The organism is Rhizobium fabae, from assembly GCF_003985135.1.
In the GTDB taxonomy this organism is placed as follows: domain Bacteria; phylum Pseudomonadota; class Alphaproteobacteria; order Rhizobiales; family Rhizobiaceae; genus Rhizobium; species Rhizobium pisi.
This window is the reverse complement of the sequence record NZ_ML133649.1, coordinates 317284-343061: the sequence shown is the minus strand read 5'-3', so window position 1 is coordinate 343061 and position 25778 is coordinate 317284. Positions and strand designations below refer to the sequence as shown.

The following is a 25778-nucleotide window of genomic DNA, read 5'->3' as shown; positions in this document are numbered from 1 at the left end:
CGGGGAGCTATTCTTCCCCGCGTCAGCCAAGCCGGATATAGGGCACGTCCTTCTTCGCGACCTCATCCAGCGCCTCCTCGTAACCGGCATCGGCATACCGCATGACGCCGAGTGCCGTATCGTTGGTCAGCGCATGGTCGAGCCGTTCGTCGGCGGCATCGGTGCCGTCGGCGATGACGGTGACGCCGCAGCTCGTCATGTAGCCGGCATAGCCGCCGCCGCCGGAATGGACGACGACGAGATCGGCCATCGAGGAGCAGAGCATCATCGCATCGATCAGCGGCCAGTCGGCAATCGCGTCGGAGCCGTCCTTCATCCGCTCGGTCATGATGTTGGGATGCGCCATGGCGCCGGCGTCGAGATGATCGCGGGAGAAGGCGACCGGGCCTTTGAGCGTGCCGTCTGCGACCAGCGCGTTGACACGTCGGGCCAGCGCTGTGCGTTCGCCATGGCCGAGCCAGGCGATGCGTGCCGGCAGCCCCTCGAAGGGCACGTGTTCGCGCGCCAGCCGGATCCAGTTGGTGATGATCTTGTTGTCGGGGAACATCTCAAGCAGCAGGTCGTCGATGCGGGCGATATCGCTCTCCTCGCCCGACAGCGCCATCCAGCGGAACGGGCCGATCGCCCGGGCGAACAACGGCCTCAAATAGGCTTCGGTGAAGATCGGGATATCGAAGGCATTGGCGACGCCGCCTTCGCGGGCCTGCGTGCGGATCAGATTGCCGTTGTCGAAGACTTCGGAACCCTTCTTCTGGAATTCCAGCATTGCCGTCACATGTTCGACGATCGAGGCGCGGCTTGCCGCCATCAATTGCCCCTGGCCGTCGTCCCGCAGACCCTTGACCTGGTCGAGGTTCATGCCCTTCGGCACGTAGCCATAGACGAGATCGTGCGCCGAAGTCTGGTCGGTGACGATGTCGGGTACGATCCCGCGTCGCGCAATCTCGGGATAGACCTCCGCCGCATTGCCGACGAGGCCGACGGAAAGCGCCCGCTTTTCCTTCACCGCGGCGCCGATCATTTCAAGCGCGGTGTCGAGATCGGGTGCGATCTCCTGGAGATAGCCGATCTGCTGGCGCTTACGTGCCCGCTCCGGGTCGATGTCGACGCAAAGGATGGCGGCGCCCGCTATGCGGCCGGCGAGCGGTTGCGCCCCGCCCATGCCGCCAAGGCCGGCCGTCAGCACGAACCGGCCGGCGAGATCGCCGCCGAAGCGACGCTCGGCGATGCGCATGAAGATCTCGTAGGTGCCCTGGATGACACCTTGGCTGCCGATATATTGCCAGGCGCCGGCCGTCAGTCCGCCCCAGCAGATCAGTCCCTTGCGTTGCAACTCGTAGAACACTTCGGCTTTGGCCCATTGCCCGACGATATTGCAGTTCGCCATGATGACGAGCGGCGCTTTGGCGTGAGTCTTCACGAGGCCGATCGGCTTTCCGGACTGGATGAGCAGCGTCTGGTCCTCTTCCATCTCGGTCAGTGCCTTGACGATGCCCTCATGCGCCGCCCAGTTCCGGGCCGCCTTGCCGAGCGCGGCATAGACCACGAGATTGTCAGGATCTTCACCGACCGACAGCACGTTTTCCAGAAGCCGCAGCAGCGCCTCCTGCCGCCAGCCCTTGGCGCGCAGCTCCGGTCCGCCGGGGATGGGAAATTTCGGATGACGCGGATTGGCCTTCGGCATGGGATATCCTCCTCGATCTCTCGTTATTTTGCCGGCAGGCTTTCCACATGAGCGAGCGCAGCATCAAGCAAGCGCCGTCTCAGGGCGTCGTCGCCGTAAACCTCGGCATTGGCCCGCACCCAGCCATGCATGACACGTTCGCCTGATAGCATCTGGATCACGCCCGGCAGCGCCAGCGCCCAGCCATCATTGCCCTTGCCGAGACGGACCAGCATGCCGTCATTGCGCGCGCCGCAGAGAAGGTTGCCATTCAGCATGAAAGCCCAGCCGCCGAACATGGATTTCTCGGCAAGGCCTGGCCGGTCGCCGAGTTCTTCGCGCAGCAGTTCTTCGAGACCGTGATCGCGCGCCATGGCTCAGGCCTTCGTTGCCAGCGCATAGCGTGCGATCTCGATCCCCATCGCCTTTTCGACGACGGGATAAACGGTCGGATCGAGCACGCTTGCCGAGAGCGGAATAATATCCATCGGCACATGCAGGATGAAGACATACATGCCTTCCCGGAGCTGGCCGACGCTGAGTGGCTCGCCCTCCTGGGAAAGCGTAGTGATCACGGCCGGGAAGGTCGCAAGCCGCCCGCCATCCGCATCGTCCACCGCCATGTATTCGTTCATCACATGCAGCATCACCGATTTTCCGCCCGAGCCGACGGTGATCGTGCCGATGTCGAAGGCTTCCTTGGTGTAGACGACCTCCTTCCGGGTGATGATGCCTTCGGCGAGGATATGTCCGCCCGTCGTCTTGCAGATCGCGTCGATAACGGCAGATCCGCCGCGCTTCTCCGCGGCGATGATCGCCTCGCCGAGCGTAAGCGCCATCGAGATGCCGCCGAGTGCTGCATGGCTGCGGACATAGGAGGCTCGGAGCGGATTGCGGCAGCTGGCGATGAAGCCGCCGGATTGGTCGGCAGCGGCGCGCAGCACCGGCGAGATCTTCGCCGTCGCGCCCTTCACCACCAGTTCGATATAACGGTTCTCCGCCCGATTACCGCCGACAGCCGTCTGGATCATCGGCTCGGGCGAACCGGCCATGCCGATCGATCCCATGTCGCCCGTGGGATGCGCGCGGATATCGCCGACCGCGTCGACCACTTTGGTGCCAAGGATCGCCGATGGCAGCCAGCCGTTCAGCGTCGAGGATTTGCCGTTCTGGCCGATGATCAGTCCGGAGAGTTTCTCGCCCAGCGCATCCTGTAGCAATTGCACGGCCTTCACATAGTCGATGCCCTGCATTTCCCAAGGGGTGGTGGAGGCCGGCGCGCCGATCGCGGCTGCGGTGGCGATCCACTCCTCGTCCCGCAACTCGTCGATCGACACCAATTCGGGCTTGCCGACATTGACGGCCGCAAGCCCAAGCATCCGTCCGTGATCGGCCCAGCCGCCGCCGCCGGCGGCATAGACGGAGCCGCCTTTAACCGCAGCTTCCACGTCTTTTTCAACGAGTATGCGTCCCATTCGGCGTCTCCCGGTTCGAGCTTTTGTCCATCTCGCGCACCGCCTCGAAAAGCACAGCGGCGCCGAGCGCGATATCGTCATTGTCAGCCCATTCATCGGCGGAATGGCTGCGGCCTTCCCGGCAGGGCACGAAGATCATCGCTGCCGGCGCCACCTTGGCGATCCAGGCCGTGTCGTGCCCCGCGCCGGAGGCCATCCGCCGATGTTTTGCGCCGACACGCTCGCAGGCAGCCTCCAGGGTCGAGAGCAGCCCGGCATCGCCAGGCGTCGGCAGATTGTCTGAAACCCGGTTCGGCGGACGGATCGTGACGTCGCAGGCGGTGGCGAGCTTTTCGACATGGCCGTCGAGCCAGCGGCAGAAAGCGTCCATATCGGCGCGGATCTCGGCCCGCCCGTCGATCAGGAGCGCCACCTTCGACGGCACGACATTGGCGGCATTCGGCTCGATCCGGAATTCGCCCACCGTCGCCGCGAAGTGCCCCGGCGTTTTTGCCAGCTCGGCGGCGGCATTTCGGATATCGAGCACCAGCTGCGATGCCGCCACCAGCGCATCCGCCCGCCGGTCCATCGGCGTCGTGCCGGCATGGTCGGCCCGCCCGTCGACAGTGATCTCGATGCGGGTAATGCCTGAGATCGCGGTCACGATGCCGATATCCTCCTTCTCGGCTTCGAGCACCGGCCCCTGCTCGATATGAAGCTCGAGAAAGCCTGCGATATCGGGTCTGTTTTGTTGCATCAGCACATCCGGTCGGCCGCCCACCTGCGCGATGCCCTCGGCCAGGTCGCGCCCGTCGCTGACGCGTGAAAGCCAGGCCTCCGGCAACTGCCCGGTCATGCCGCGGCTGCCGATGCAGGACACACCGAAGATGCTCACCTCCTCGGCAAGGAAGTCGACGATCTCAAGGTCGTGGTCGAGCTCGATGTTCTGATCACCAAGCGCGCGCGCCACTTCCAGCGCCGAAGTCACCCCGGCAATGCCGTCGAAGCGGCCGCCGTCCGGCACCGTGTCGGAATGCGAGCCGAGCATGATCGTGCCGAGCCACGGTTTGCGGCCCGTGCGCCGGCCGATCAGATTGCCGGCCGCATCGATCCGCGTTTCAAGCCCCGCCGCCTTCATCCGCGCTTCGATATAGGCCCGGCCTTTCATAAAAAGCGGCGAGAAGGCCCGCCGCGTCCAGGGATGCCCCGGCTCGGTAATCCCGGCCAGCGCCTCGATATCCCCAGCGATCATGTCAGCATTGACGGGAAGATTGCGGCTCATGCGGTGGCTCCTGCAATGGCCTGCCGCGCCAGCGGCCGCACGAAACGACCGATGCCGGGCTCGGCCAGCACCTTTGCGCCTTGGGCGATCTTTTCGCCGCGCAGATAGGTGGCGGAAACGGTCCAAGGCAGGCGGATGCCGTTATAGGGGCTCCAGCCGACGACGTTGTTGCCACTCGCGGAGGCCTCATAGACGCTCTCGTGCGGCTCCAGCACGGTGATGTCGGCATCCCTACCCGGCGTCAGCGCCCCCTTGATGTGGTCGAGCCGGAAATGCCGCGCCGGATTCTCCGCCATCAGCCTTGCTGCCCAGGTCAGCGGAATGCCGCGTTCGATGGCCCCCTTCACGAAAAGCGGCACCATCACCTCGAGGCCGGGAACACCGGATGCGTTGGCGAGCATATCGGGATTGGTTTTGCGGTTTTCTGACCAGCTGACATGATCGGTCGAGACCAGCCAGACATCGCCCTCGGCCACCTTTCGCCAGAGTCTCTCCACCTCGGCGCGCGGCCGTATGGGCGGATTGATCTTCGCCTTGCCGCCCAGTCGCTTCACGTCGCTTTCCTCGTCGAGCGTCAAATAATGGATGCAGCATTCGACAGTGGCCTCAAAACCGTCGCGGCGATAGGCGCGGGCGATATCGTAGCCGCGCCCGAGCGAGCAGTGCACCACATGCGAGGGGCAGCCGGTATTGGCGCCCGTCTCGAAGATCGTGTGCATGGCCAGGAGTTCGGTAATCGCAGGCCGCGACAGCCCGTGCGCCCGCCAGTCGGTGATGCCGCTCGCCTTCACCTGCTCCATATAGGTGCGCACCGCCTCGTCGTCCTCGTTATGGACGCCTGCTGTCAGCCCCGTCGGGGCGATCGCCGCGAAGCAGGCGTCGAGCAGGGCCGGCGGGATGCGCGGAAAACGCTTGGGATCGGTGCCGAAGGTCGAAAACTTGAAGGCCGCAACGCCCGCTTCCACCATTTCGCGGATCCGCGCCGCGCCTTCCTCCGGATCGACCGTGCCGTAAAGCGCAAAGTCGACGCGCGCCTGTGGGCTCGCATGGTCGATCTTCCGCTTCACCGCCGCTGCCGAGCAGACGAGATTGCCCTCGTCGTAGGGCATGTCGACGATCGTTGTCACGCCGCCGGCCGCCGCCGAGCGCGTCGACCAGATGAAATCCTCCTGGTCCTTCTGGGAGAGCGAATGTACCTGCGCGTCGATCGCCCCGGGCAGGATCAGCGCTTTGCCGAGCAGATGCCGTTCGCGCGCCGCAGGCGGCACGCCGAGGCCAGCTTCGGCGATCCTGCCGTCGCGCACGGCGACATAGCCCTGTTCGAGAATGCGGTCAGGCAGCACCACCGTGCCCTGCAGAACGAGATCGAAGTCCATGCCGCTTCCTCCTGTAGAATCAGATCGCTACCGGCTCGTGGCGGATGAGCCGCTCCTCGATGCGCTCCAGCGAGCCGAGCGCGAAAAAATCGTCGAAGGAGGCGATCGGAACCTGTTCGGTCAGTTTCGAGAGGAAGGCATCCGAACCGAGTTCCTCTTCGATTGCCTCCACCTCCGCCGAAAGCGGCCGGTCGACGGTATAGAAATCCGCATGTTTGCGCACGACCTCATAGAGCATGGCCGCCACGCCTTTGGGCTTGTCGCCCAGAATGTCGATCGCCTGGGCGGAGAGCAGGGCTTCGAGCGCGGCGAGGCGCTTCAATGCCCGCATCTGCCGGTCGAAGCGCTCGATGACGAGCGGCAGGAAGGCCGCCTCGTCCTCCAGCCCGGCCGCCACCACCAGCGACTGGGCGGAAACCGGATTGGACATCGACAACACGCGCGAGAAGATCTCGCCGGCAAGCTTGATGATCGGCCCGAAACCGGTGGCGATCCGTCCCGGCGGCACGAGATTGACCGGCAGGTCGCGCCGCTGGCCGTTACCGAGAATGACGCAGCGGTTGAAGGCGTTGCGCGCCGCATGTGCCATGCAGAGCGCTGCCGATTCGAGCAGGATCGTCACATCTAGTGGAAGAGAGCCGCCCGACGTCATCACCCGGCCTTCGACCACGACTGGATTGTCGTCCGAACGTCCGGTGGCGGCAAGGATCTTGTGGCCTGTTGACAGCAGATTTTCGATCACCGCGCCGAACACCTGGGCGATCATGCGCAGGCTGAGCGGATCCTGCACATGTGTCGCGACCGGCCAATCCCAGTCGTCGGAGGCATTGCAGAGCCACGCGCCGATCAACGCCTCGCGCGCCGTGCCGACATGCCGGACCGCCTTCCAGGGATCGCGCGATGCGCCGAGTGCGCCGGCCGCCATCATGGCCGTCGCGAGCAGAACGCGGATCGAGGCCGCGGCGCTGCGCGTCGTTTCCGCGGCCGCCGCAAAGCTCACCGCGTTGACGCTGAGCGAGGCGAGGCTGTCGCGCGGCGCCATCCGCACCGGTTCCAGCCCAGCCGCCCGGAAGGCCTCGGCCGCCTGCATCCGGTTGCCGCGATAGATCGCTTCGCCGACGCCGGTTAGCACCGCGCCGATCTGACCCATGAGGCCGATATCGGCGCAGCCGATCGAGCCGGTGCGGCGCACGACCGGAATGAGATCGGCTTCCAGCATCCTCATATAGGCGTGGACCAGCTCCGGCGTGCAGCCGACCTGGCCGGTCAGCGCCGTATTGACGCGGATTGCCATGGCGTTGCGCACGACATTGCAGGAGAAGGGCGTGCCTGTGCCGAAATGATGGGCGCGCACGAGACCGAGATTGAAGGTGTCGAGTTCGTCGGCCGACCATTCCACGTCCTTCATCGCGCCGACACCGGTGGTCGCGCCGTAGACGGGCATGCCGGAAGCGATCGCATCCTCGACGATCTCGCGGGCGATCGCGATGCGGGCCATGCCGGTCGGCGAAGCCGAAATCGCCGCCTTACCTGCACCGATCGTCACCATTTCGGCAAAACCGAGCGGTCGTCCGGAAAGTTCGATGCCGGGGCGTTCGTGCTGCATGTGCCTATCTCCTAGAACAGGATGATTTTAGGCCGGATCGGCCCAAAATCTGAATCCTGTTCTAAATTAAAGAGTCAGAGCATGATGTCGCCCGAAACCGCTCACGCTTTTCGGCATCAAGCTCCGAATGCGAGACTAAGCGAGCCCTCCCTCACATGGGATATCCCAAATGCCGAACACCGCATGCTTTCGGCAAGCCGATCAGCTCAGCATCCAGGCAATATAGAAAAGCGTCAATGCGATGACCCAAAGCGCAATCCTGGCCGAGCGGTTATGTCGCGCTTCGGCCTTGCCGATCGCATCCGCTGTCTGCGTGTCGAAACGCAGCCCGTGTTCGCTCATATGCAGAAGCTGGTGGTGGAATTTTTCGGTCTTCGCCGCGATTTCCGGCACGGCTTCGGCGAGCTTGACCGCCGCCTTCAGCCCGTCCTGGAGATCGGTAACGATCCGCTTCGGCCCGAGATTCGTGCGGATCCAGTCGCCGACGACGGGCTCGGAGGCCTTCCACATGTTGAAACGGGGATTGAGCATGCGCGACACGCCCTCGACGACGACCATGGTCTTCTGCAGCATCACCAGCTCCGGCCGCGTCGCCATGTCGAAGAGTTCGGTCACTTCGAACAGCAGTGTCAGGAGCTTGCCCATCGAGATCGTCTCGGCCGGCTGCCCATGGATTGGCTCGCCGATTGCCCGGATTGCCTGGGCGAAACTGTCGACATTGTGGTGGCCGGGTACGTAACCCGCTTCGAAATGCACCTCGGCGACGCGGATATAGTCGCGGGTGATGAAGCCGTAGAGGATTTCGGCAAGGAACCGCCGCTCCTTCTTGCCCAGCCGTCCGACGATGCCCATGTCGACGGCGACGATCATGCCGTCCGCATCGACGAAGAGGTTGCCCGGATGCATGTCGGCATGGAAGAAGCCGTCCCGCAGCGTATGGCGCAGGAACGACTGGATCAGCGTATCGGCAAGCAGATTGAGGTTGTGACCCGCCGCGCGCAGTCCCTCGACATCGGACATTCTTGTGCCGTCGATCCACTCCATGGTGATGACGTCGCGCCCGGTGCGTTCCCAGTCGACCTTCGGTACGCGAAAGCCCGGATCCTTTTCGGTATTCTCGGCGATTTCCGAAAGCGCTGCCGCTTCGAGGCGAAGATCCATCTCCACCTTCGTCGTCTGCTCCAGCGTCTTCGTCACCTCGACCGGCCGCAGCCGCCGGCTGAACGGCAGGAAACGCTCCTGCATATGGGCAACGAGATACATCGCCTCGATGTCATGGGCAAAACGCTGGCGCACGCCGGGCCGCACGATCTTGACGGCCACCTTCTTGCGGCCCTCTGATGTCTCGACTTCAGCCGGATGCACCTGGGCGATCGAGGCGGCGGCGATCGGATCGCCGAAGCTCGCATAGAGCTCGCCGATCGGGCGGCCAAGCGAGCCTTCGATATTGGCCTTGGCGGCGGCCACGGGAAAGAAGGCCATACGGTCCTGAAGCTGCGACAGGTCGTTGGCGAATTCGACGCCGACGACATCCGGCCGCGTCGCCAGGAACTGCCCGATCTTCACATAGGAGGGACCGAGCCGCTCGACGGCCTGCGCCAACCGGTCGCTGCGCGCAATTGCCATGGCGCGGCTGCGCGCAAACAGGCCGACGAAGGATTTGGCAAGGCTGATCGAAGGCGGCAGACCCTCGGACGGCAACGCCGAGATCACCCCTTCGCGCACAAGAATCCAGCCGACCCGAACGAGCCTGAAATATGCCCCGAAAGTGCTCATGTCCTGTTTGATTCTCGCGCGACGCTATCCGAAAACCGCTCTACATTTTTCGGCGCCATGCGTCAGAGCTTCCAGCCGGAATGCAGTGCGGCGATGCCGCCTGTATAATTGGTATAGGTGACGCGGGAAAAGCCGGCCTGGCGGATCATCGCCGCGAAATTCTCCTGGTTCGGGAATTTGCGGATCGATTCCACCAGATATTGGTAGGGTTCGGCATCGCCGGTGATCGCCTTGCCGAATTGCGGAATGGCATTGAACGACCAGGCGTCGTAGATCTTGTCGAGAAGCGGCATTTCGACTTCGGAAAATTCCAGCACCAGCAGCCGTCCGCCGCGCTTCAACACGCGATAGGCTTCAGACAACGCGACATCGATCCTCGGCACGTTGCGAATGCCGAAAGCGATCGTATAGGCGTCGAAGCTGCCGGCCTCGAAAGGCAGTTCCTCGGCATTGGCTTCGACGAAGGTAAGATTGCTGGAAAGCTTCTTCTTTTCCGCCCGCTCGGCGCCGATGCCGAGCATCGAACCGTTGATGTCGAGCACGGTCGCGTGCGCCTGCCGGCCGGAGGCCTCGACGATACGGAAGGCAATGTCACCCGTGCCGCCGGCAACGTCGAGCACCTTGTAGCCCGGCTCCTTGCGCGGGTTCAGCGCCGAGATCATCGCATCTTTCCAGGCGCGGTGCATGCCCATCGACATGACGTCGTTCATGATGTCGTAGCGCTTGGCGACCTTGTGGAACACCTGATTGACGAGGCCCTGTTTCTCGCCGTCAGCCACCTTGCGGAAGCCGTAGGAGGTCTCCATGCCGCCATCGGCGGAAGTGCGGCTTTCTGACATCAGACTGCTCCGTTCCTAAAGATTCGGGCACAGCGGCCATAGCGAAAGACCGCGCGCGACGTTATCTATGGGCCGCGTTCTCCGCGGCACACTGGCGCTATAGCGCACATCGTCGTCGGTTGAAACACGTTAGATATAGATGGGTTAAGATGCCGGAATTGCCAGAAGTCGAAACGGTCAAACGCGGCCTGGCGCCGGCAATGGAGGGCGCTCGCGTCGCCAGGCTGGAGCTGCGCCGCAAGGACCTGCGCTTTCCCTTTCCGGATGCTTTGGTGGAAAAAGTTTCCGGCCGCACCATCGTCAGCCTCGGCCGCCGCGCCAAATATCTTCTGGTCGATCTCGACGACGGCAACACGCTGGTTTCCCATCTCGGCATGTCCGGCTCCTTCCGCATCGAGGAAGGGGCGGCCTCCGGCACGCCGGGGCAATTCCACCTTGCCCGTTCGAAGGACGAGAAGCACGATCACGTCGTCTTTCATCTGGAAGGTCCGGGCGGCCCCCGCCGCGTCGTCTATAACGATCCGCGCCGTTTCGGCTTCATGGATATGGTGAGTCGGGCCGAGCTTGGCGCTCATCCCTTCTTCCGCGATCTCGGCCCGGAGCCGACGGGAAACGAACTGGGCGCCGCCTACCTCGCCGAACGTTTCCGCGACAAGGCGCAGCCGCTGAAGAGCGCGCTTCTCGACCAGAAGAACATTGCTGGTCTCGGCAATATATATGTGTGCGAGGCGCTTTGGCGTTCACACCTGTCACCGATCCGCGCCGCCGGCACGCTGGTGACGACAGGCGGCAGGCCAAGCGAACAGCTGAACCTGCTCGTCGCCTCGATCCGCGACGTCATCGCCGATGCGATCGCCGCTGGCGGATCGTCGCTGCGCGACCATATCCAGACGGACGGATCGCTCGGATATTTCCAGCATTCCTTCTCCGTCTATGACCGCGAAGGTCAGGCTTGCGGCACGCCGGGCTGCGGCGGTACGGTTGCCCGCATCGTTCAGGCGGGCCGCTCCACTTTCTATTGCGCCACCTGCCAGAAGTAACAGTGAGAACCGGGAGAACAGCATGGCCTACGAGACCCTGATCGTCGAAACCCGAGGCAATGTCGGCCTCGTCACGCTGAACCGTCCGCAGGCGCTGAACGCACTGAACTCCACCGTGCTGAAGGAATTGAAGGAGGCCTATGCCGCTTTCCACGCCGACGAGGCGGTCGGCGCCATCGTGCTTACGGGCTCCGAGCGCGCCTTCGCCGCCGGCGCCGATATCAAGGAGATGCAGTCGCTCCAGTTCGCGGATATATATAAGAGCGATTTCATCAGCGGCTGGGACGATGTCGCCAAGGCGCGCAAGCCTGTCATCGCCGCCGTCAGCGGTTTTGCGCTCGGCGGCGGCTGCGAGCTCGCCATGATGTGCGATTTCATCATCGCCTCGGAGACGGCGAAATTCGGCCAGCCGGAAATCACCCTCGGCGTCATTCCCGGCATGGGCGGCTCGCAGCGGCTGACGCGTGCCGTCGGCAAGGCGAAGGCGATGGATCTTATCCTGACCGGCCGCATGATGGATGCGGCCGAGGCCGAACGATCGGGACTCGTTTCGCGTGTGGTGCCGCCGGAGCGTCTCATCGACGAGGCGCTGGCGGCTGCCGAAAAGATCGCTTCGCTTTCGCGCCCCTCAGTCATGATGGCCAAGGAGGCGGTCAATCGCGCATTCGAGACGACGCTGGAAGAGGGGCTGCGGTTCGAGCGCCGCCTGTTTCACAGTCTCTTTGCCACCGACGACCAGAAGGAAGGGATGGCTGCCTTCGTCGAGAAGCGCAAACCTGCCTTTACGCATCGTTGAAAGCTTTTAGGCGCTTCCGGCTGAAAAGCTTGAAAATCCGCGTTGACGTGGGCCGGCTTTAGAGTTATATGCCCGCCCACGGTTCGGAAAGCCGGTCTGGTTTTCCGCGATTGCTCCCGCATTGCTGGATTTGGTGGCCGCAGGGCCCGCGGTGATGGCGGAGTTTATTCGAATTCTTGAGAGAGGCATCCATGGCCAATACAACTTCGGCGAAAAAAGCGACCCGCAAGATCGCCCGCCGTACCGACGTCAATAAGGCTCGTCGCTCGCGCGTTCGTACTTTCGTTCGCCAGGTCGAAGAGGCTATCGCATCCGGTGACGCCGCCAAGGCGAAGGCAGCTTTCCTGGCAGCTCAGCCGGAACTTGCTCGCGCCGCGAGCAAGGGTGTACTTCACTCCAACACGGCATCGCGCAAGGTCTCGCGCCTGGCTGCTCGTGTGAAGGCGCTTTCGGTCTCCGCGACCGCGTAATATTTCATTAACGACCGCTTCGTTATGATTAGCCCGGTAATTTTACCGGGCTTTTTCGATTCCGCCGACAGGCCTTGGCATGGTTAATCTCACGACTGTTTCGTGTCAGTGCCATGACAGGAAATATTTTTTAAAAACAATGACTTGCGCAAGGATGCTTTCACGCTGCGCGACTCTGCCCCGAGCTTCCGGGGCCATGGGCGAGTCAAGAAGATTTTTATTTTTTTTCTTTCCATGCGTGTCGAAATAGCCCGAAAGGGGAATCTCCTTGATTCAACAGCGATTCTTTTTTGACGCTGGTGTGACGCCCGAAAAGGGCGGGTGGAGTCAATGCCCGCTTCTTAATTTTGCGTAAAATTCATCGTTGATCTTGCCTTTTGATCCTGCCTAAATGGCTTCCAACAAAGGGCGCGGACATCACCTGCAGAGGCTCGGTCTTAACTGCCACGTCGGCAGGGCGATACGTCTGTAACCTTTGTTACGGAGCCATGCGCTTTCGTTTTTTCAAGCACTTGACGGATTTGGGCCGTAACGTGGCTGTTACGGAACGGGGATGTTTTGTGCCTTCAGCGGCCACACGTTTAAGGCGAGGTCGCCGGAGAGGGATAAGTAATATTGCGTTCGGGCTGGTCGGCCGAAAACGAGGATCGACTGCCAGCCTGGCACGGAAAGCCGATGAAGGTTGCTGCATGAGCGCGGTGCCTGCAACGGAATTCTGCGCCGGTCCCTTTTGGGGACATTGTTTGAGTGAACCGGCAGGTGAGCGGCTCATGAGGATGCCGTCAGCCCGCCAAAGCGGGGAATAGTCGGGCGGCTGTTAGCGGTTGCCGCCCGATGGAATTGAAAGGCGGCATTATGCAGATGAATACGATGACGACGGGCGGGCTCGACAATGGGGATGCGGCACCGCAGGCGTTCGGCTCCATTCGCCTGGAAGCAGGAGAAGCAAAGGCGGAAATGAAGCAAAACGTATTGTTTGAGCGCGTCAGTGCGCGCTTGAAGGCTCAAGTCGGTCCCGACGTCTATGCCAGCTGGTTTGCAAGGCTGAAGCTGCATTCGGTATCGAAGAGCGTGGTTCGCCTTTCGGTTCCCACGACCTTCCTGAAGTCGTGGATCAACAATCGTTATCTCGATCTCATCACCGGCCTGTTCCAGGCCGAAGATCCGGAAATTCTCAAAATCGAAATCCTGGTTCGCACGGCAACGCGCAGCGGCGTGAAGGCACTCGACGAGGTGGCAACGCCCGAGCCCGTCGCTCCCGCGCAGATGCGCCGCCCAGCAAGCGCTCAGCCGGCCGGTCAGGCCATTCAGCAGGCGGTGTCGGCCGTAGCCGCGGCAAGGCCCGCAAGCTTCGGTTCACCGCTCTTCGGTTCGCCGCTCGATAGCCGCTTCACCTTCGACACTTTCGTGGAAGGCAGCTCGAACCGCGTCGCCCTTGCGGCTGCAAAGACGATCGCGGAGGCCGGTTCCGGCGCTGTGCGCTTCAATCCGCTCTTCATCCATTCGGCGGTCGGTCTCGGCAAGACCCACCTGCTGCAGGCGATTGCCAATGCCGCGGTGCAGAACCCGCGGGCCCTGCGTGTCGTCTATCTGACGGCCGAATATTTCATGTGGCGTTTCGCCACCGCGATCCGCGACAATGATGCGCTGACGCTGAAGGATTCCCTGCGCAACATCGACCTCTTGATCATCGACGACATGCAGTTCCTGCAGGGCAAGATGATCCAGCATGAATTCTGCCATCTCCTGAACATGCTGCTCGACAGCGCCAAGCAGGTGGTCGTCGCTGCCGACCGCGCGCCCTGGGAACTGGAGTCGCTCGACCCCCGCGTCCGCTCGCGCCTGCAGGGCGGTGTCGCGATCGAATTCGACGCGCCGGATTACGAGATGCGCCTCGAAATCCTCAAGCGCCGCCTTGCCGCGGCCCGGCTCGAAGATCCGTCGCTGGAAATTCCCGCCGAACTGCTGCAGCACGTCGCCCGTAACGTCACGGCCAGCGGCCGCGAACTCGAAGGCGCCTTTAACCAGCTGATCTTCCGCCGCTCCTTCGAGCCGAACCTGTCGATCGAGCGCGTGGACGAGTTGCTCGCCCATCTCGTCGGCTCCGGCGAGCCGCGCCGCGTGCGTATCGAGGATATCCAGCGCATCGTCGCAAGGCACTACAACGTCTCGCGCCAGGAACTGGTCTCGAACCGCCGCACCCGCGTGATCGTCAAGCCGCGCCAGATCGCCATGTATCTGTCGAAGACGCTGACGCCGCGCTCCTTCCCTGAGATCGGCCGCCGTTTCGGCGGGCGCGATCACACCACCGTGCTGCATGCCGTGCGCAAGATCGAGGAGCTGATTGCGGGAGACACCAAGCTTTCGCACGAAGTCGAGCTTCTGAAGCGGCTGATCAACGAATAATCGGCGGACCTGGCAGGAAATTTGACGGCCGGAGCGATTCCGGCCGTTTTCCTTTATAAGCTTTTTATTCTATACCTCCGGCACATCCGAAGCATGCCGCCCGAAAGCGCTCATCGATTTCGGGCCAGATGCGGCGGACAAGGACGAAAGCGCCGAAGAGGGCGCATGGGAGGTAATGAATGAGTTTTGAAAAGATCGCCGTTCTCGGCCTGGGTAAGGTCGGACGGCTGGCGGCAACGCTTTTGCATGAAGGCGGCTTCGAGGTCATCGGCGTCGATGCGCAACTGCCTTTGGGCGAGCTTCCCTTCAAGTGCCGCACAGCCGATATTTCCGATCATCAGGTGATCGGCGAACTGCTCTCGAATGTCGAGGCAGTGCTGTCCTGCCTGCCCTATCATCTGAACATCGAGTTGGCGCGCGCCGCCCATCTTGCCGGCATTCATTATTTCGACCTGACGGAAGACGTTCCCACCACCAATTTCATCATCGAGCTGTCGAAGACCGCCCGGGGCCTGATGGCGCCGCAATGCGGCCTGGCGCCCGGTTTCGTCGGCATCGTCGGTGCAAGCCTTGCCGACGGCTTCGATCGCTGCCGCTCGATCCGCATGCGCGTCGGCGCTTTGCCGCAGCATCCGACCGGACTTCTCGGCTATGCCTTCAACTGGTCGCCGGAAGGCGTCGTCAACGAATACCTGAACGATTGCGAAGTCATCGAGGGCGGCGTGCGCAAGCTTGTCTCGCCGATGGAATGGCACGAGACCGTCTATGTCGGCGGCGTCAAGCTCGAAGCCTTCACGACGTCGGGCGGCCTTGGCACCATGTGCGACACCATGCTCGGCAAGATCGATAATCTTGACTACAAGACGATGCGCTATCCCGGACATATGGAGTTGATGAATTTCTTCTTCCATGAGCTCTTGATGCGCGACAAGCGCAAGCTCGCCGGCGAGATCCTGACCAATGCCAAGCCGCCGGTCGAAGACGATGTCGTCTATGTCCATGTCGCAGCCGAAGGCACCGAGAATGGCAGCCTGCGCCGCAAGGAGTTCGTGCGCGCCTATTATCCGATCGAGATCGCCGGTGCGCGCCGCACGGCAATTGCTTGGACGACGTCGGCTTCCGTCGTCGCCGTCATCGAGATGGTCCGCGACGGCCTGCTGCCGGCAACCGGCTTCCTGCACCAGGAGCATATTCCGCTCGATATGTTCCTGAAGACGCCGACGGGCAGCCTCTTCAAGGCGGGCGCCACTAGCCACCGCTGAGAAACGATTTCCCGCGCGGCAGTGATGTCGATCACGCCGCGCGGGAATGAACTCATCATATGGATGTCAGCAGGCGAGATCGGCAACGACGGAATCGAGGATCAGCATGCCGGATGGCGTGCAGCGCAGGCGTGAATTGCCGATCCGCTCGATGAACTTGTGTTCGAGCAGGAATTCTTCGCGTTTCGGGTCGAGCTCTCGGCCCGAAAGCTGCTGCCAGCGGGCAAGATCGACGCCTTCCCGGAGCCGCAGCCCCATCAGCAGCAGCTCGTCGGACTGTTCCTCGTAGCCGAGCCGCTCTTCGTCGAGAATGCCGTGGCCGTCGCGCTCGACCATGTCGAGCCAGGCTTCTGGTTTGCGCTCGGTGGCGGTCGCGATCTTCTCGGGGCCGCGTGTCAGCCGGCCGTGCGCGCCCGGGCCGATGCCGGCATAATCACCGTAGCGCCAATAGGTCAGGTTGTGCCGGCTTTCGGCACCCGGCCGGGCGTGGTTGGAGACCTCGTAAGCTGGCATGCCCTCACGCGCCGTAATCTCCTGCGTCGCTTCGTAAAGCAGCGCCGATTGCTCGCCGTCCGGCACGACCAGCTTGCCGGCCTTGTGCAAGCCGTAGAAGGGCGTGCCTTCCTCGATGGTCAACTGATAGAGGGAGAGATGGTCGACTGCATAGGAGATCGCCTCCTTCAGTTCCCTTTCCCAATCCTCGACCGTCTGATTCGGCCGGGCATAGATCAGGTCGAAGGACATGCGCGGGAAGATCTCGCGCGCCAGCCGGATCGCCTTCAACGCATCGGCAACGTCATGCAGTCGGCCGAGGAATTTGAGATCCCGGTCGTTCAGCGCCTGCACGCCGAGCGAGACGCGATTGACGCCGGCTGCCCGATAGCTGCGGAAGCGATCGGCCTCGACGCTCGAAGGGTTGGCCTCCATGGTAATCTCGATGCCGTCGGGCACATGCCAATGCCGCGCAATGCCGTCGAGAACGGCGGAAACCGTTTCCGGCTTCATCAGCGAGGGTGTGCCGCCGCCGAGGAAGATGCTCGTCACCGTCTTCGGTCCGCTCATCGCCCTGATCGCCGCCATTTCTTTCAGGAAGGCAGCCGCGAAGCGCTCCTGGTCCACCGGCTGATGGCGCACATGGCTGTTGAAGTCGCAGTAGGGGCATTTCGCCGCGCAGAAGGGCCAATGCACGTAGACGCCGAAGCCGGGCTCACCGGTATCGGGCAAAAGGGCCGCATCGCGCAAGAGGCTTGGCATCTCGATATCGTCCACGAACCGACCTTACGCTTCCAGGCAGGTTTCGACAAAGAGTTTGAAGGCGCGCGCCCGGTGCGACAGCGCCTGCGGCTCGCCGATTTTCCAGCCGTGTTTTTCCTCGCCGCTCATCTCGCCGAAGGTGATGTCGTAACCCTTGGGCTGGAAGACGGGGTCGTAACCGAAGCCCTGGGTCCCGCGCGGCGGCCAGGCGACGCTGCCTTCCACCTCGCCGCGGAACAGTTCCGTGTGGCCATCAGGCCAGGCGAGGCAGAGCACGCTGACGAAACGCGCCGTGCGCTGTTCCGGCTTCGTCGCACCCGCACCCTGCAGCGCCTTTTCCACCTTTGCCATCGCCATGTCGAAATCGCGCGTGCCGTCTGATGTCTCCGCCCAGTTGGCGGTATAGACACCGGGATCGCCGCCGAGTGCGTCGATCACCAGCCCGGAATCATCCGAAAGCGCCGGCATGCCGGCGGCATTGGCCGAGGCGACCGCCTTGATCGTCGCATTCTCCTCGAAGGTGGTGCCGGTCTCGTCAGGTTCGACGAAATTCAGCTCCGCCGCCGATTTGGCGGTGAAGCCGAGCGGCCCGATCAACTCCTGGATCTCGCGGATCTTGCCGGCATTGTGGCTGGCGACGACGATGGTCTTGGTTTCGAGCTTGCGCATTCAGATATCCTGTTCGATGCCCCAGATTTTAGGCTCCGCGCATTCCAGGCTGTTGCCGGCCGGATCGCGGAAATAGATCGAGCGACCGCCGTTCGGCCAGCGCACTTCGGATTCGATCGCCACACCGGCCGCTGTCAGCCTGGCGACGATGGCGTCGATATTGCGGCCGGAGACCCGGAAACAGGCATGGCCCTCGCCGGTCATGCCGTGTGGCGGTACCTGCAGCGCGTCCGGCGCCGGCGGCTTTACCGTTTCCTCAGGATTGAAGATCAGCAGAACGCCAGGCCCGCAGCGGAAGAAAACATGCCGGTTGCCGGCGCGCGTGATCTTTTCGAGCCCGAGAACGTTTTCGTAGAACGTCTCGGCCTCATCGAGATTCCGCGCATAGAGCGCCGTTTCCAACATGCCTTCCAGCATGGGCTTCATCCCGTGACGGCCTCTTTCTGCAGGGCGACGAGTTCGCCGATGCCGTTCTTGGCAAGATGCATCAGCGAGGTGAATTCTTCTTCGCTGAATGGCGTGCCTTCCGCCGTACCCTGGATCTCGACGATCCCGCCAGCGCCGGTCATTACGAAGTTCGCATCAGTCTCGGCCGAGGAATCCTCGAGATAGTCGAGATCGATCACCGGCTGGCTGGCGAAGATGCCGCAGGAGATGGCGGCGACATGATCCTTCAGGACCCGGTCGACCTTGATCATATTGCGGCTTTCCATCCATTTCAGGCAGTCGTAAAGCGCGATCCAGCCGCCGGTGATCGAGGCCGTTCGCGTGCCGCCATCGGCCTGGATGACGTCACAATCGAGCGTGATCTGCCGTTCGCCGAGCGCCTGCAGATCGACGACAGCGCGGAGCGACCGGCCGATCAGCCGCTGGATTTCCTGGGTGCGGCCGCCCTGCTTGCCGGCTGCGGCTTCGCGCTTCATCCGCTCGCCGGTCGCCCGCGGCAGCATGCCGTATTCGGCCGTGACCCAGCCCTTGCCGGTATTCCGCAGCCACGGCGGCGTCTTTTCTTCGAGGCTTGCCGTGCAGAGCACATGCGTATCGCCGAATTTCACCAGGCAGGAGCCTTCCGCATGCTTGGAAAAGTTGCGCTCGAACGAGACCTTGCGCATCTGGTCGGTTTTTCTGCCTGAAGGCCGCATTACTATCTCCTGGAGTTGCTGGACCGCTTCTACGATTGGCCGCGCCCATTTGCAAATTCCCTTTTGCCACGGGTGCGAGTTTGACTATATTTTGAAAAGCATCATCAGCGTGGGTTCGGGAAGTTCATGGGCATCAGGTCGACGTCGGTTTCGGATGCCGTTGCTGCGCTGGATGAGCGATCCAGGGAGATTTTTCGCCGCATCGTCGAAGGTTATCTCGAAAGCGGCGAACCGCTCGGCTCGCGCAATCTGTCACGCCTTCTGCCGATGTCGCTCTCGCCAGCCTCCGTGCGCAACGTCATGAGCGATCTCGAAGAGCTCGGCCTGATCTATTCCCCGCATGTCAGCGCCGGCCGGCTGCCGACCCAGATAGGCCTGCGCTTCTTCGTCGATGCCTTCATGCAGATCGGCGATCTCTCGGCCGAGGAGCGTGCCAATATCGATCGCCAGGTGCGGGCCGAAAGCGGCGGCAATCCTGTTGAATCGATGATGAACGAAGCCAGTCGCATGCTGTCGGGCATCTCGCGCGGCGCGGGCCTCGTCATCACCTCGAAAAGCGATCCGGTGCTGAAACATGTCGAGTTCATCCGCCTCGAACCGACCAAGGCGCTGGCCGTGCTCGTCGGCGATCACGATCAGGTGGAAAATCGTATCATCGAGCTGCCGGCGGGCGTCACTTCCTCGCAGCTGGCGGAGGCGGCGAATTTCCTCAATGCCCATATGTCCGGCCAGACCCTGCCGGAGCTCCGCAAGCAATTGAGCCGGCTGAAGGACGACGTCCGCCACGAGCTCGATGCGCTGTCGCGCGATCTCGTCGAACGCGGCATCGCCGTGTGGGCCGGCAGCCCGGACGAGGGCAAGCCCGCTCAACTGATCATCCGCGGCCGCGCCAACCTGCTGGAAGGCCTTGCCGGCGCCGAGGATCTGGACCGGCTGCGCCTGCTGTTCGACGACCTTGAGAAGAAGGACAGTCTGATAGAGATCCTTAACCTGGCTGAGAGCGGTTCGGGCGTGCGCATCTTCATCGGCTCGGAAAACAAGCTCTTCTCGCTTTCCGGCTCATCGCTCATCGTTGCACCCTATCGTGACGAGGACGATCGGATCGTCGGCGCCGTCGGCGTCATCGGCCCGACGCGGCTCAATTATTCCCGCATCGTGCCCATGGTGGATTACACCGCCCAGCTCGTTTCCCGCCTTTCGCGCAATCCGCTGTGACCCCGCCGTTGTTAAAGACGCGGAATTTTCGGTTCTTTGTCACGCAGACTTGATTTTTTTCGGTCAAACCTCGATATCGGGCGCATCTGAAGACACCAACCGGAGACCGTCATGACCGATGAAACGACGAAAAACGGACCTGACGCAACTGCGGCCGACGCCGCAGCCGACGCCGCCGCCAACGTCGAGACTGATACTGCCGAGCGTGGGGAGGCGAGCCAGCCGGATCCGCTCGAGCTTCTGAAAGCCGAGAATTCCGAGCTGCGCGACCGCTATCTGCGCCTGGCCGCCGAGATGGACAATCTGCGCCGCCGGACCGAGCGGGAGGTGAAGGACGCCAAATCCTATTCCGTCGCCGGTTTCGCGCGCGATATGCTCGCCGTGTCGGACAATCTGCGCCGCGCCCTCGATGCCATCCCGCCCGAGGTCAAGGCCGCGGCTGATGCCGGCCTCACCACACTGATCGAGGGCGTCGAGATGACCGAGCGCGCCATGCTCTCGGCCCTTGAGCGCCATGGCGTCCGCAAGCTGGAGCCGGTCGGCCAGAAGTTCGATCCGAACTTCCACCAGGCAATGTTCGAAGTGCCGAACCCCGAGGTGCCGAGCAATACGGTCGTCCAGGTCGTGCAGGCAGGCTTCACCATCGGCGAACGCGTGCTGCGTCCTGCCATGGTCGGCGTCGCCAAGGGTGGCCCGAAGCCGGTCGAAGCCGAAGCCAATTCCGTCTTCGACGAGAAGGACGCCTGAGACCGCTTCCTCCCTTGAAGGGGAGGAAGCCGAAAGGTCAGATGCGGGCGAAGCGTTCGATCAGGAGATCGAAGAAGCCGTCCGCATCAACGAAGCGCATGACTTTCGCATTGCGCTTGCGCTCGGTCACATGCCACCAGTCGACGACGGTCATGCCGACGGTAAGCTCGGACCGGATCTCGATTTCGACATTGCAGTCCCGGCCCTTGAAAAGCTCCGGCTTCAGCAGATAGGCGACGACAGTCGGGTCGTGCAGCGGGCCGCCGTCGGAACCGTATTTCTCGATATCGAAGCGCTCGAAGAATTCCAGCATCTCGACCATCGCCTTAGCCGGCGCCGTGCCGATCTCGGCCATGCGCTTCACCCGGTCCTTGCGGGTCAGCAACTGATGCGTCACGTCGAGCGGCATCATCACGATCGGAACGCCCGAGCGGAAGACGATGTCGGCGGCCTCCGGGTCGACATAGATGTTGAATTCGGCTGCCGGCGTGATGTTGCCGCCCTCGAAGAAGCCACCGCCCATCATCACCAGCTCGCGGATGCGAGGGATGATGTCGGGCGCCTTCTGGAAGGCCATGCCGACATTGGTGAGCGGCCCGAGCGTGCAGAGCGTCACCGCGCCTTCCGGTTCGCGCCGCAGCGTTTCGATGATGAAGTCGACGGAATGGCCGGGCTGCAGCGCCATTGTCGGCTCGTCAAGCTCCGGGCCGTCGAGGCCGGTCTTGCCGTGCACATGTTCGGCGGTCACCAGCTTGCGGGCGATCGGCCTGTCGGCGCCGGCGAAAACCTTTGTCTCCGGCCGGCCGCAGAGTTCGCAGATGATGCGCGCATTGCGGCTGGTGAGCGAAAGCGGCACATTGCCGGCAACCGTCGTGATCCCCAACACCTCAAGCTCGTCCGGGCTGCCGAAGGCAAGCATGATGGCGGCCGCGTCGTCCTGGCCGGGATCCGTGTCGATGATGATCTTTCTTGCGCTTGCCATTCCGATCGTTCCATCCTCGTGGGTGCGCACTGTCTCGCCATGCACCATTTTCTTCATCTTCCGTTGCAAATCAGCACATTCCGCGCCGGCACGTTTTGATGCGAGGCAGCAGGCGCTTTGTCAAGCAAGGAGGAGGGCGCCGGGTTACCTTAAATCAAGGAGGCGACGCCAGCCGCTCGCCTGTGCCTTGCAGGGGCGGGGTCCTGTCCCCATATTAGCATCATCCGGATGCTGCCTGTGAGGTCCGGGATGGTCGCTTGCATCAAGGACTTGAAAAGAGATGAGCCGCATTACCCCTTTCGCCAGCCCGCTGCTTCTGGGCTTCGACGCCATGGAAAAGACGCTGGAGCGCATTTCCAAGGCAAGTGATGGATATCCACCCTACAATATCGAGCGCATCGCCGCCGATAGCGGCGCGCCGGAGCGCTTGCGCATCACCCTTGCCGTCGCCGGTTTCAGCGAGGAAGAACTCGATGTTTCCATTGAGGAGAACCAGCTTCTGATCCGCGGCCGCCAGGTGGAACAGGGCGAGCGGGACTATCTTTATCGCGGCATTGCCGCCCGCCAATTCCAGCGGACCTTCGTTCTTGCCGATGGCATGCAAGTGCTTGGCGCCGGCCTGAAGAACGGTCTGCTCTCCGTCGATCTAATTCGTCCGGAACCCGCCCGCATGGTCAAGAAAATTAACATTTCGGTCTCACAGTAGCACAACGGTTTGTCGAACCGTTGGTCCCTTCTCCCGGAGGAACAGGAATGTTGATGAAAGAAGCCACGTCTCACTTGACCAAATCCGAGCTTGCCCACATCGGCAACGGCGAGGTCGCCTATATCAGAAAGATGCGGACCGAAGAGGTCGCCAAGTGCTTTCCGGAGGCGCCGGATATCGATCCGAACGTTGATCTCTGGGCACTCTTTGGCGCCGACGGCACGCCGATCCTCTTGACGGACAACCGCTCCAGCACGTTCTTCAAGGCTGCTGAGGACGAATTGAAGACGGTCAGCCTGCACTGACCGTCACATAGCGTCTGCTGCGTTTCGCCGCTCTTCCGGTGCACGGATGCTTTCGATTTTGCTGCGGTCGGGACTAATGTCCCGACATTGCGCGCAGCCTCCCTTTACAGGGCAGCGCGTCTCTCAGCCGGCCGAGGATGTCGTGCCGGCCCACTGCCTCCGGGGCTCAGATCTTCCTGAACGTCAGATATGCCGAAGACCGGCCCTCGCGCCGAGCCTTGGCTTCGTAGCGGGTGCTCGGCCAGCCTTCATAGGGCGTCAGCCAGTCTGCCGCATTTTCGGCGATCCAGTCGAAGCCGCCATGGTCGCGGCACTTGATCAGCGTCCAGTTCACATAGGTGTCGATGTCGGAGGCGAAGCAGAAAAGTCCGCCCGGCTTCAGCACGCGGTGAAAGCGGTCGAGATTGGTTTTCGAGACGAAGCGCCGCTTCCAGTGCCTCCGCTTTGGCCACGGATCTGGATAGAGCAGGTCGATCTGATCGAACGAGGCGTCCGGCAGCCAGTCGAGCAGTTGCGTGGCGTCGTCGTTGTAGACGCGGATATTGTGCGCGCCCGTCTCACGGATGCGCGACAGCAGCTTCTGCATTGAATTGACGAAGGGCTCGACGCCGATGAAGCCGGTCGAAGGCCTTTCCAGGGCGCGGTGGATCAGGTGCTCGCCACCGCCAAAACCGATTTCCAGCCGCAATGTTTCGACGGGAACCGGGAAGAGCGATTTCGGCGGCTCCTGGGGAGCCGCCGAGAGATCGATGAGGAATGCCGGCAGCAGGCTGTTCAGCGTTTCGGCCTGTTGTTCGCGCAGGGCTTTTCCCTTGCGGCGACCGAAGAAAGCTTCGGTCGCCCGGCCCCGGCGTTCCATATCCGTCATGCAGCAGCCTTGGTCTTGACGGCTTCCTTGAGTGCCTTCACGAGGTCCGTGCGCTCCCAGGAGAACGAGCCGTCGCGGCCGGCCTTGCGGCCGAAATGGCCGTAAGCCGAGGTCTTGGCGTAGATCGGCTTGTTGAGGTCGAGGTGGCGGCGGATGCCCGACGGCGACAGATCCATGTTCTGGCGGATCGCAGCTTCGACCTGGTCTTCCGAAACACCCTTGCCGGTGCCGTGCAGGTCGACATAGATCGACAGCGGCTGGGCGACGCCGATAGCGTAGGAGAGCTGGATCGTGCAGCGGTCGGCAAGACCGGCGGCAACGACGTTCTTGGCGAGGTAGCGGGCGGCATAGGCGGCCGAACGGTCGACCTTCGTCGTGTCCTTACCGGAGAATGCGCCGCCGCCATGCGGAGCCGCGCCGCCGTAGGTGTCGACGATGATCTTGCGGCCGGTGAGGCCTGCATCGCCGTCCGGTCCGCCGATGACGAACTTGCCGGTCGGGTTGATGTACCACTTGCAGTCTTCAGCGATCTTCAGCTCGCCGAGCGCTTCGCGGATATAGGGCTCGACGACGGCGCGGACCTTGTTGGAGTCCCAGCTCTCGTCGAGATGCTGGGTCGAAAGCACGATCGAAGTTGCTTCCGAGGGCTTGCCGTCGACGTAACGCACGGTCACCTGGCTCTTGGCGTCGGGGCCGAGCTTGGCGACTTCGCCGTCACCCTTCTTGCGGGCGACTGCCAGCAGCTGCAGGATCTTGTGAGAATAGTAGATCGGCGCCGGCATCAGGTCGGGCGTTTCGCGGCAGGCGTAACCGAACATGATGCCCTGGTCGCCCGCACCTTCGTCGCCCTGCTGGTCGGCGGCGCTGTCGACGCCCTGCGCGATGTCGGCCGACTGCGAGTGCAGCAGCACGTCAATCTTGGCCTTCTTCCAGTGGAAGCCGTCCTGCTCGTAGCCGATATCCTTGATGGCGCGGCGGGCGGCGGCCTTGAACTTCGACGGGTTGATGACGTCCTTGCCGTCCTTATCCTTCTTCATCAGGCTCGGCGGCAGGCGAACTTCGCCGGCGATGACGACGCGGTTGGTCGTTGCCAGCGTTTCGCAGGCAATGCGCACGCCCCACGGATTGACACCGGTCTTGGCCGCTTCGCGGTAGACCAGATCGACGATCTCGTCGGAGATGCGGTCACACACCTTGTCCGGATGACCTTCGGCAACAGATTCGCTGGTAAAGAGATAATTCGCGCGCATTCCGGGATTCCCCTCAAAGAACAAAAGCTAGCTAGTAGGTACTCAGTTCGCGGCCTGATGACAAGCGCAGAAGGACATAAATATATCTTTATATCTACGGCAAAGTGACAAATTTTGCCCCAAAAACGCAAAAAAGCGGCCTTTCGACCGCTTTTCGAATTCTGCGATGAAGAACGCTTCAGTCGGCGTCGGCTTCGGCGGCCAGCGCTTTCACCAGTTCCACGACCTTGCGGCGAACCTTGGGATCGGAAATCTTGACGAAGGCGCGATTGAGCTGCAGGCCCTCCGAGGAGGAGAGGAAATCGACGACGTAATTCGAGCTGGAGGCTTCGGCCATGCCGCCCATGCTGCCGGAATGTTCGCCGGGCGCATCCTCGAAGAAAAAGGAAACCGGAACATTGAGAATGTTCGAGATGTTCTGCAGACGGCTTGCGCCGACGCGGTTGGTTCCCTTTTCGTATTTCTGGATCTGCTGGAAGGTAATGCCGAGGCTTTCGCCCAGCTTTTCCTGGCTCATGCCCAGCATCGTACGGCGAAGGCGAATACGGCTGCCGACATGGATGTCGATCGGGTTCGGCTTCTTCTTGTTTTCAATCATGGTCGTGCCCTAGCTAAGAATTTCAACTTGTTTCTAACCGGCATGCCCCTGATCCATCCCAAAACGCCACGT

The 25778-nt window shown here is 62.4% G+C and carries 25 protein-coding genes; 9 read left to right on the top strand and 16 right to left on the bottom strand.

Going from position 1 to position 25778, the window contains the following annotated elements; all coding sequences use genetic code 11:
- Nucleotides 1-22: 22 nt before the first annotated feature.
- From EFB14_RS12915 to ubiE, 8 genes are all read right to left on the bottom strand, one after another.
- Nucleotides 23-1684: a thiourocanate hydratase gene (locus tag EFB14_RS12915; RefSeq protein WP_126825765.1), complete on the bottom strand. Its 1662-nt coding sequence runs from the start codon at nt 1682-1684 to the stop codon at nt 23-25.
- Nucleotides 1685-1707: 23 nt separating this feature from the next.
- Entirely contained in the window at nt 1708-2037 is a 330-nt protein-coding gene (locus EFB14_RS12910; RefSeq protein ID WP_125841940.1) for a TfoX/Sxy family protein, read from the bottom strand.
- A gap of 3 nt (nt 2038-2040) precedes the next feature.
- Nucleotides 2041-3138, bottom strand: a complete 1098-nt coding sequence (locus EFB14_RS12905) for a thiohydantoin desulfurase (RefSeq protein ID WP_126825763.1) — start codon at nt 3136-3138, stop codon at nt 2041-2043.
- The gene (locus EFB14_RS12900; RefSeq protein WP_126825760.1) at nt 3119-4399 is read right to left on the bottom strand and encodes a Zn-dependent hydrolase; all 1281 of its coding nucleotides are present in this window, start codon (nt 4397-4399) and stop codon (nt 3119-3121) included. The genes EFB14_RS12905 and EFB14_RS12900 overlap by 20 nt, the downstream gene beginning before the upstream one ends.
- Nucleotides 4396-5775, bottom strand: a complete 1380-nt coding sequence (locus EFB14_RS12895) for a dihydroorotase (RefSeq protein WP_125841946.1) — start codon at nt 5773-5775, stop codon at nt 4396-4398. The genes EFB14_RS12900 and EFB14_RS12895 overlap by 4 nt, the downstream gene beginning before the upstream one ends.
- 19 nt (nt 5776-5794) lie before the next feature.
- Nucleotides 5795-7381, bottom strand: coding sequence for an aromatic amino acid lyase (locus tag EFB14_RS12890; protein ID WP_125841948.1), 1587 nt, complete (start codon nt 7379-7381; stop codon nt 5795-5797).
- 201 nt (nt 7382-7582) lie between these two features.
- On the bottom strand, nt 7583-9157 hold the full coding sequence (gene ubiB, locus EFB14_RS12885) for a 2-polyprenylphenol 6-hydroxylase (protein ID WP_126825757.1): 1575 nt from the start codon (nt 9155-9157) through the stop codon (nt 7583-7585).
- A 62-nt stretch (nt 9158-9219) separates the two neighbouring features.
- The gene (gene ubiE / locus EFB14_RS12880; protein ID WP_126825754.1) at nt 9220-9996 is read right to left on the bottom strand and encodes a bifunctional demethylmenaquinone methyltransferase/2-methoxy-6-polyprenyl-1,4-benzoquinol methylase UbiE; all 777 of its coding nucleotides are present in this window, start codon (nt 9994-9996) and stop codon (nt 9220-9222) included.
- 149 nt (nt 9997-10145) lie between these two features.
- Between ubiE and mutM the strand changes: the two genes are divergently transcribed.
- The 5 genes from mutM (at nt 10146) to EFB14_RS12855 (ending at nt 15970) form a co-directional block, all read left to right on the top strand.
- The gene (gene mutM, locus EFB14_RS12875) at nt 10146-11036 is read left to right on the top strand and encodes a bifunctional DNA-formamidopyrimidine glycosylase/DNA-(apurinic or apyrimidinic site) lyase (RefSeq protein WP_126825737.1); all 891 of its coding nucleotides are present in this window, start codon (nt 10146-10148) and stop codon (nt 11034-11036) included.
- A 22-nt stretch (nt 11037-11058) separates the two neighbouring features.
- Complete coding sequence (locus EFB14_RS12870; protein ID WP_126825735.1) at nt 11059-11832, top strand: enoyl-CoA hydratase; 774 nt, start codon at nt 11059-11061, stop codon at nt 11830-11832.
- Between the two features lie 191 nt (nt 11833-12023).
- Nucleotides 12024-12302 (top strand): 30S ribosomal protein S20, encoded by a 279-nt coding sequence (gene rpsT / locus EFB14_RS12865; protein WP_125841958.1) that lies wholly within the window; start codon nt 12024-12026, stop codon nt 12300-12302.
- Nucleotides 12303-13157: 855 nt separating this feature from the next.
- Nucleotides 13158-14708, top strand: coding sequence for a chromosomal replication initiator protein DnaA (gene dnaA, locus EFB14_RS12860; RefSeq protein WP_126825732.1), 1551 nt, complete (start codon nt 13158-13160; stop codon nt 14706-14708).
- A 179-nt stretch (nt 14709-14887) separates the two neighbouring features.
- On the top strand, nt 14888-15970 hold the full coding sequence (locus EFB14_RS12855) for a saccharopine dehydrogenase family protein (protein WP_126825728.1): 1083 nt from the start codon (nt 14888-14890) through the stop codon (nt 15968-15970).
- 66 nt (nt 15971-16036) lie between these two features.
- Here EFB14_RS12855 and hemW read toward each other — a convergent pair whose 3' ends face one another.
- Genes hemW through rph form a run of 4 tightly spaced genes read right to left on the bottom strand, consistent with a single transcriptional unit; the run spans nt 16037 to nt 19035 of the window.
- Nucleotides 16037-17224, bottom strand: coding sequence for a radical SAM family heme chaperone HemW (hemW, locus tag EFB14_RS12850; protein WP_210302887.1), 1188 nt, complete (start codon nt 17222-17224; stop codon nt 16037-16039).
- Between the two features lie 24 nt (nt 17225-17248).
- A complete protein-coding gene (rdgB, locus tag EFB14_RS12845; protein ID WP_125841967.1) occupies nt 17249-17893 on the bottom strand; it encodes an RdgB/HAM1 family non-canonical purine NTP pyrophosphatase in 645 nt (214 codons plus the stop codon).
- Nucleotides 17894-18319, bottom strand: coding sequence for a VOC family protein (locus tag EFB14_RS12840; RefSeq protein ID WP_126825722.1), 426 nt, complete (start codon nt 18317-18319; stop codon nt 17894-17896).
- Complete coding sequence (rph, locus tag EFB14_RS12835) at nt 18316-19035, bottom strand: ribonuclease PH (RefSeq protein ID WP_125841971.1); 720 nt, start codon at nt 19033-19035, stop codon at nt 18316-18318. Before rph ends, EFB14_RS12840 begins: the two co-directional genes overlap by 4 nt.
- A 126-nt stretch (nt 19036-19161) precedes the next feature.
- Between rph and hrcA the strand changes: the two genes are divergently transcribed.
- Both hrcA and grpE read left to right on the top strand, forming a co-directional pair.
- Nucleotides 19162-20250: a heat-inducible transcriptional repressor HrcA gene (hrcA, locus tag EFB14_RS12830; RefSeq protein ID WP_125841973.1), complete on the top strand. Its 1089-nt coding sequence runs from the start codon at nt 19162-19164 to the stop codon at nt 20248-20250.
- Nucleotides 20251-20361: 111 nt separating this feature from the next.
- The gene (grpE, locus tag EFB14_RS12825) at nt 20362-20997 is read left to right on the top strand and encodes a nucleotide exchange factor GrpE (protein WP_126825719.1); all 636 of its coding nucleotides are present in this window, start codon (nt 20362-20364) and stop codon (nt 20995-20997) included.
- Nucleotides 20998-21034: 37 nt separating this feature from the next.
- Here grpE and EFB14_RS12820 read toward each other — a convergent pair whose 3' ends face one another.
- Nucleotides 21035-21979: a nucleoside hydrolase gene (locus EFB14_RS12820; protein ID WP_125841977.1), complete on the bottom strand. Its 945-nt coding sequence runs from the start codon at nt 21977-21979 to the stop codon at nt 21035-21037.
- Nucleotides 21980-22259: 280 nt separating this feature from the next.
- Here EFB14_RS12820 and EFB14_RS12815 point away from each other — a divergent pair, with 280 nt between their 5' ends.
- Both EFB14_RS12815 and EFB14_RS12810 read left to right on the top strand, forming a co-directional pair.
- The gene (locus EFB14_RS12815) at nt 22260-22685 is read left to right on the top strand and encodes an Hsp20 family protein (protein ID WP_125841979.1); all 426 of its coding nucleotides are present in this window, start codon (nt 22260-22262) and stop codon (nt 22683-22685) included.
- Between the two features lie 47 nt (nt 22686-22732).
- Nucleotides 22733-22990, top strand: a complete 258-nt coding sequence (locus EFB14_RS12810; protein WP_008524631.1) for a BQ00720 family protein — start codon at nt 22733-22735, stop codon at nt 22988-22990.
- Nucleotides 22991-23156: 166 nt separating this feature from the next.
- Here EFB14_RS12810 and trmB read toward each other — a convergent pair whose 3' ends face one another.
- The 3 genes from trmB to EFB14_RS12795 all read right to left on the bottom strand — a co-directional run bounded on the left by trmB (nt 23157) and on the right by EFB14_RS12795 (nt 25706).
- Complete coding sequence (gene trmB, locus EFB14_RS12805; protein WP_125841981.1) at nt 23157-23858, bottom strand: tRNA (guanine(46)-N(7))-methyltransferase TrmB; 702 nt, start codon at nt 23856-23858, stop codon at nt 23157-23159.
- Nucleotides 23855-25108 (bottom strand): methionine adenosyltransferase, encoded by a 1254-nt coding sequence (gene metK / locus EFB14_RS12800; RefSeq protein WP_125841983.1) that lies wholly within the window; start codon nt 25106-25108, stop codon nt 23855-23857. The genes trmB and metK overlap by 4 nt, the downstream gene beginning before the upstream one ends.
- Before the next feature lie 178 nt (nt 25109-25286).
- Entirely contained in the window at nt 25287-25706 is a 420-nt protein-coding gene (locus tag EFB14_RS12795; protein WP_125841985.1) for a helix-turn-helix domain-containing protein, read from the bottom strand.
- Between the last annotated feature and the right edge of the window lie 72 nt (nt 25707-25778).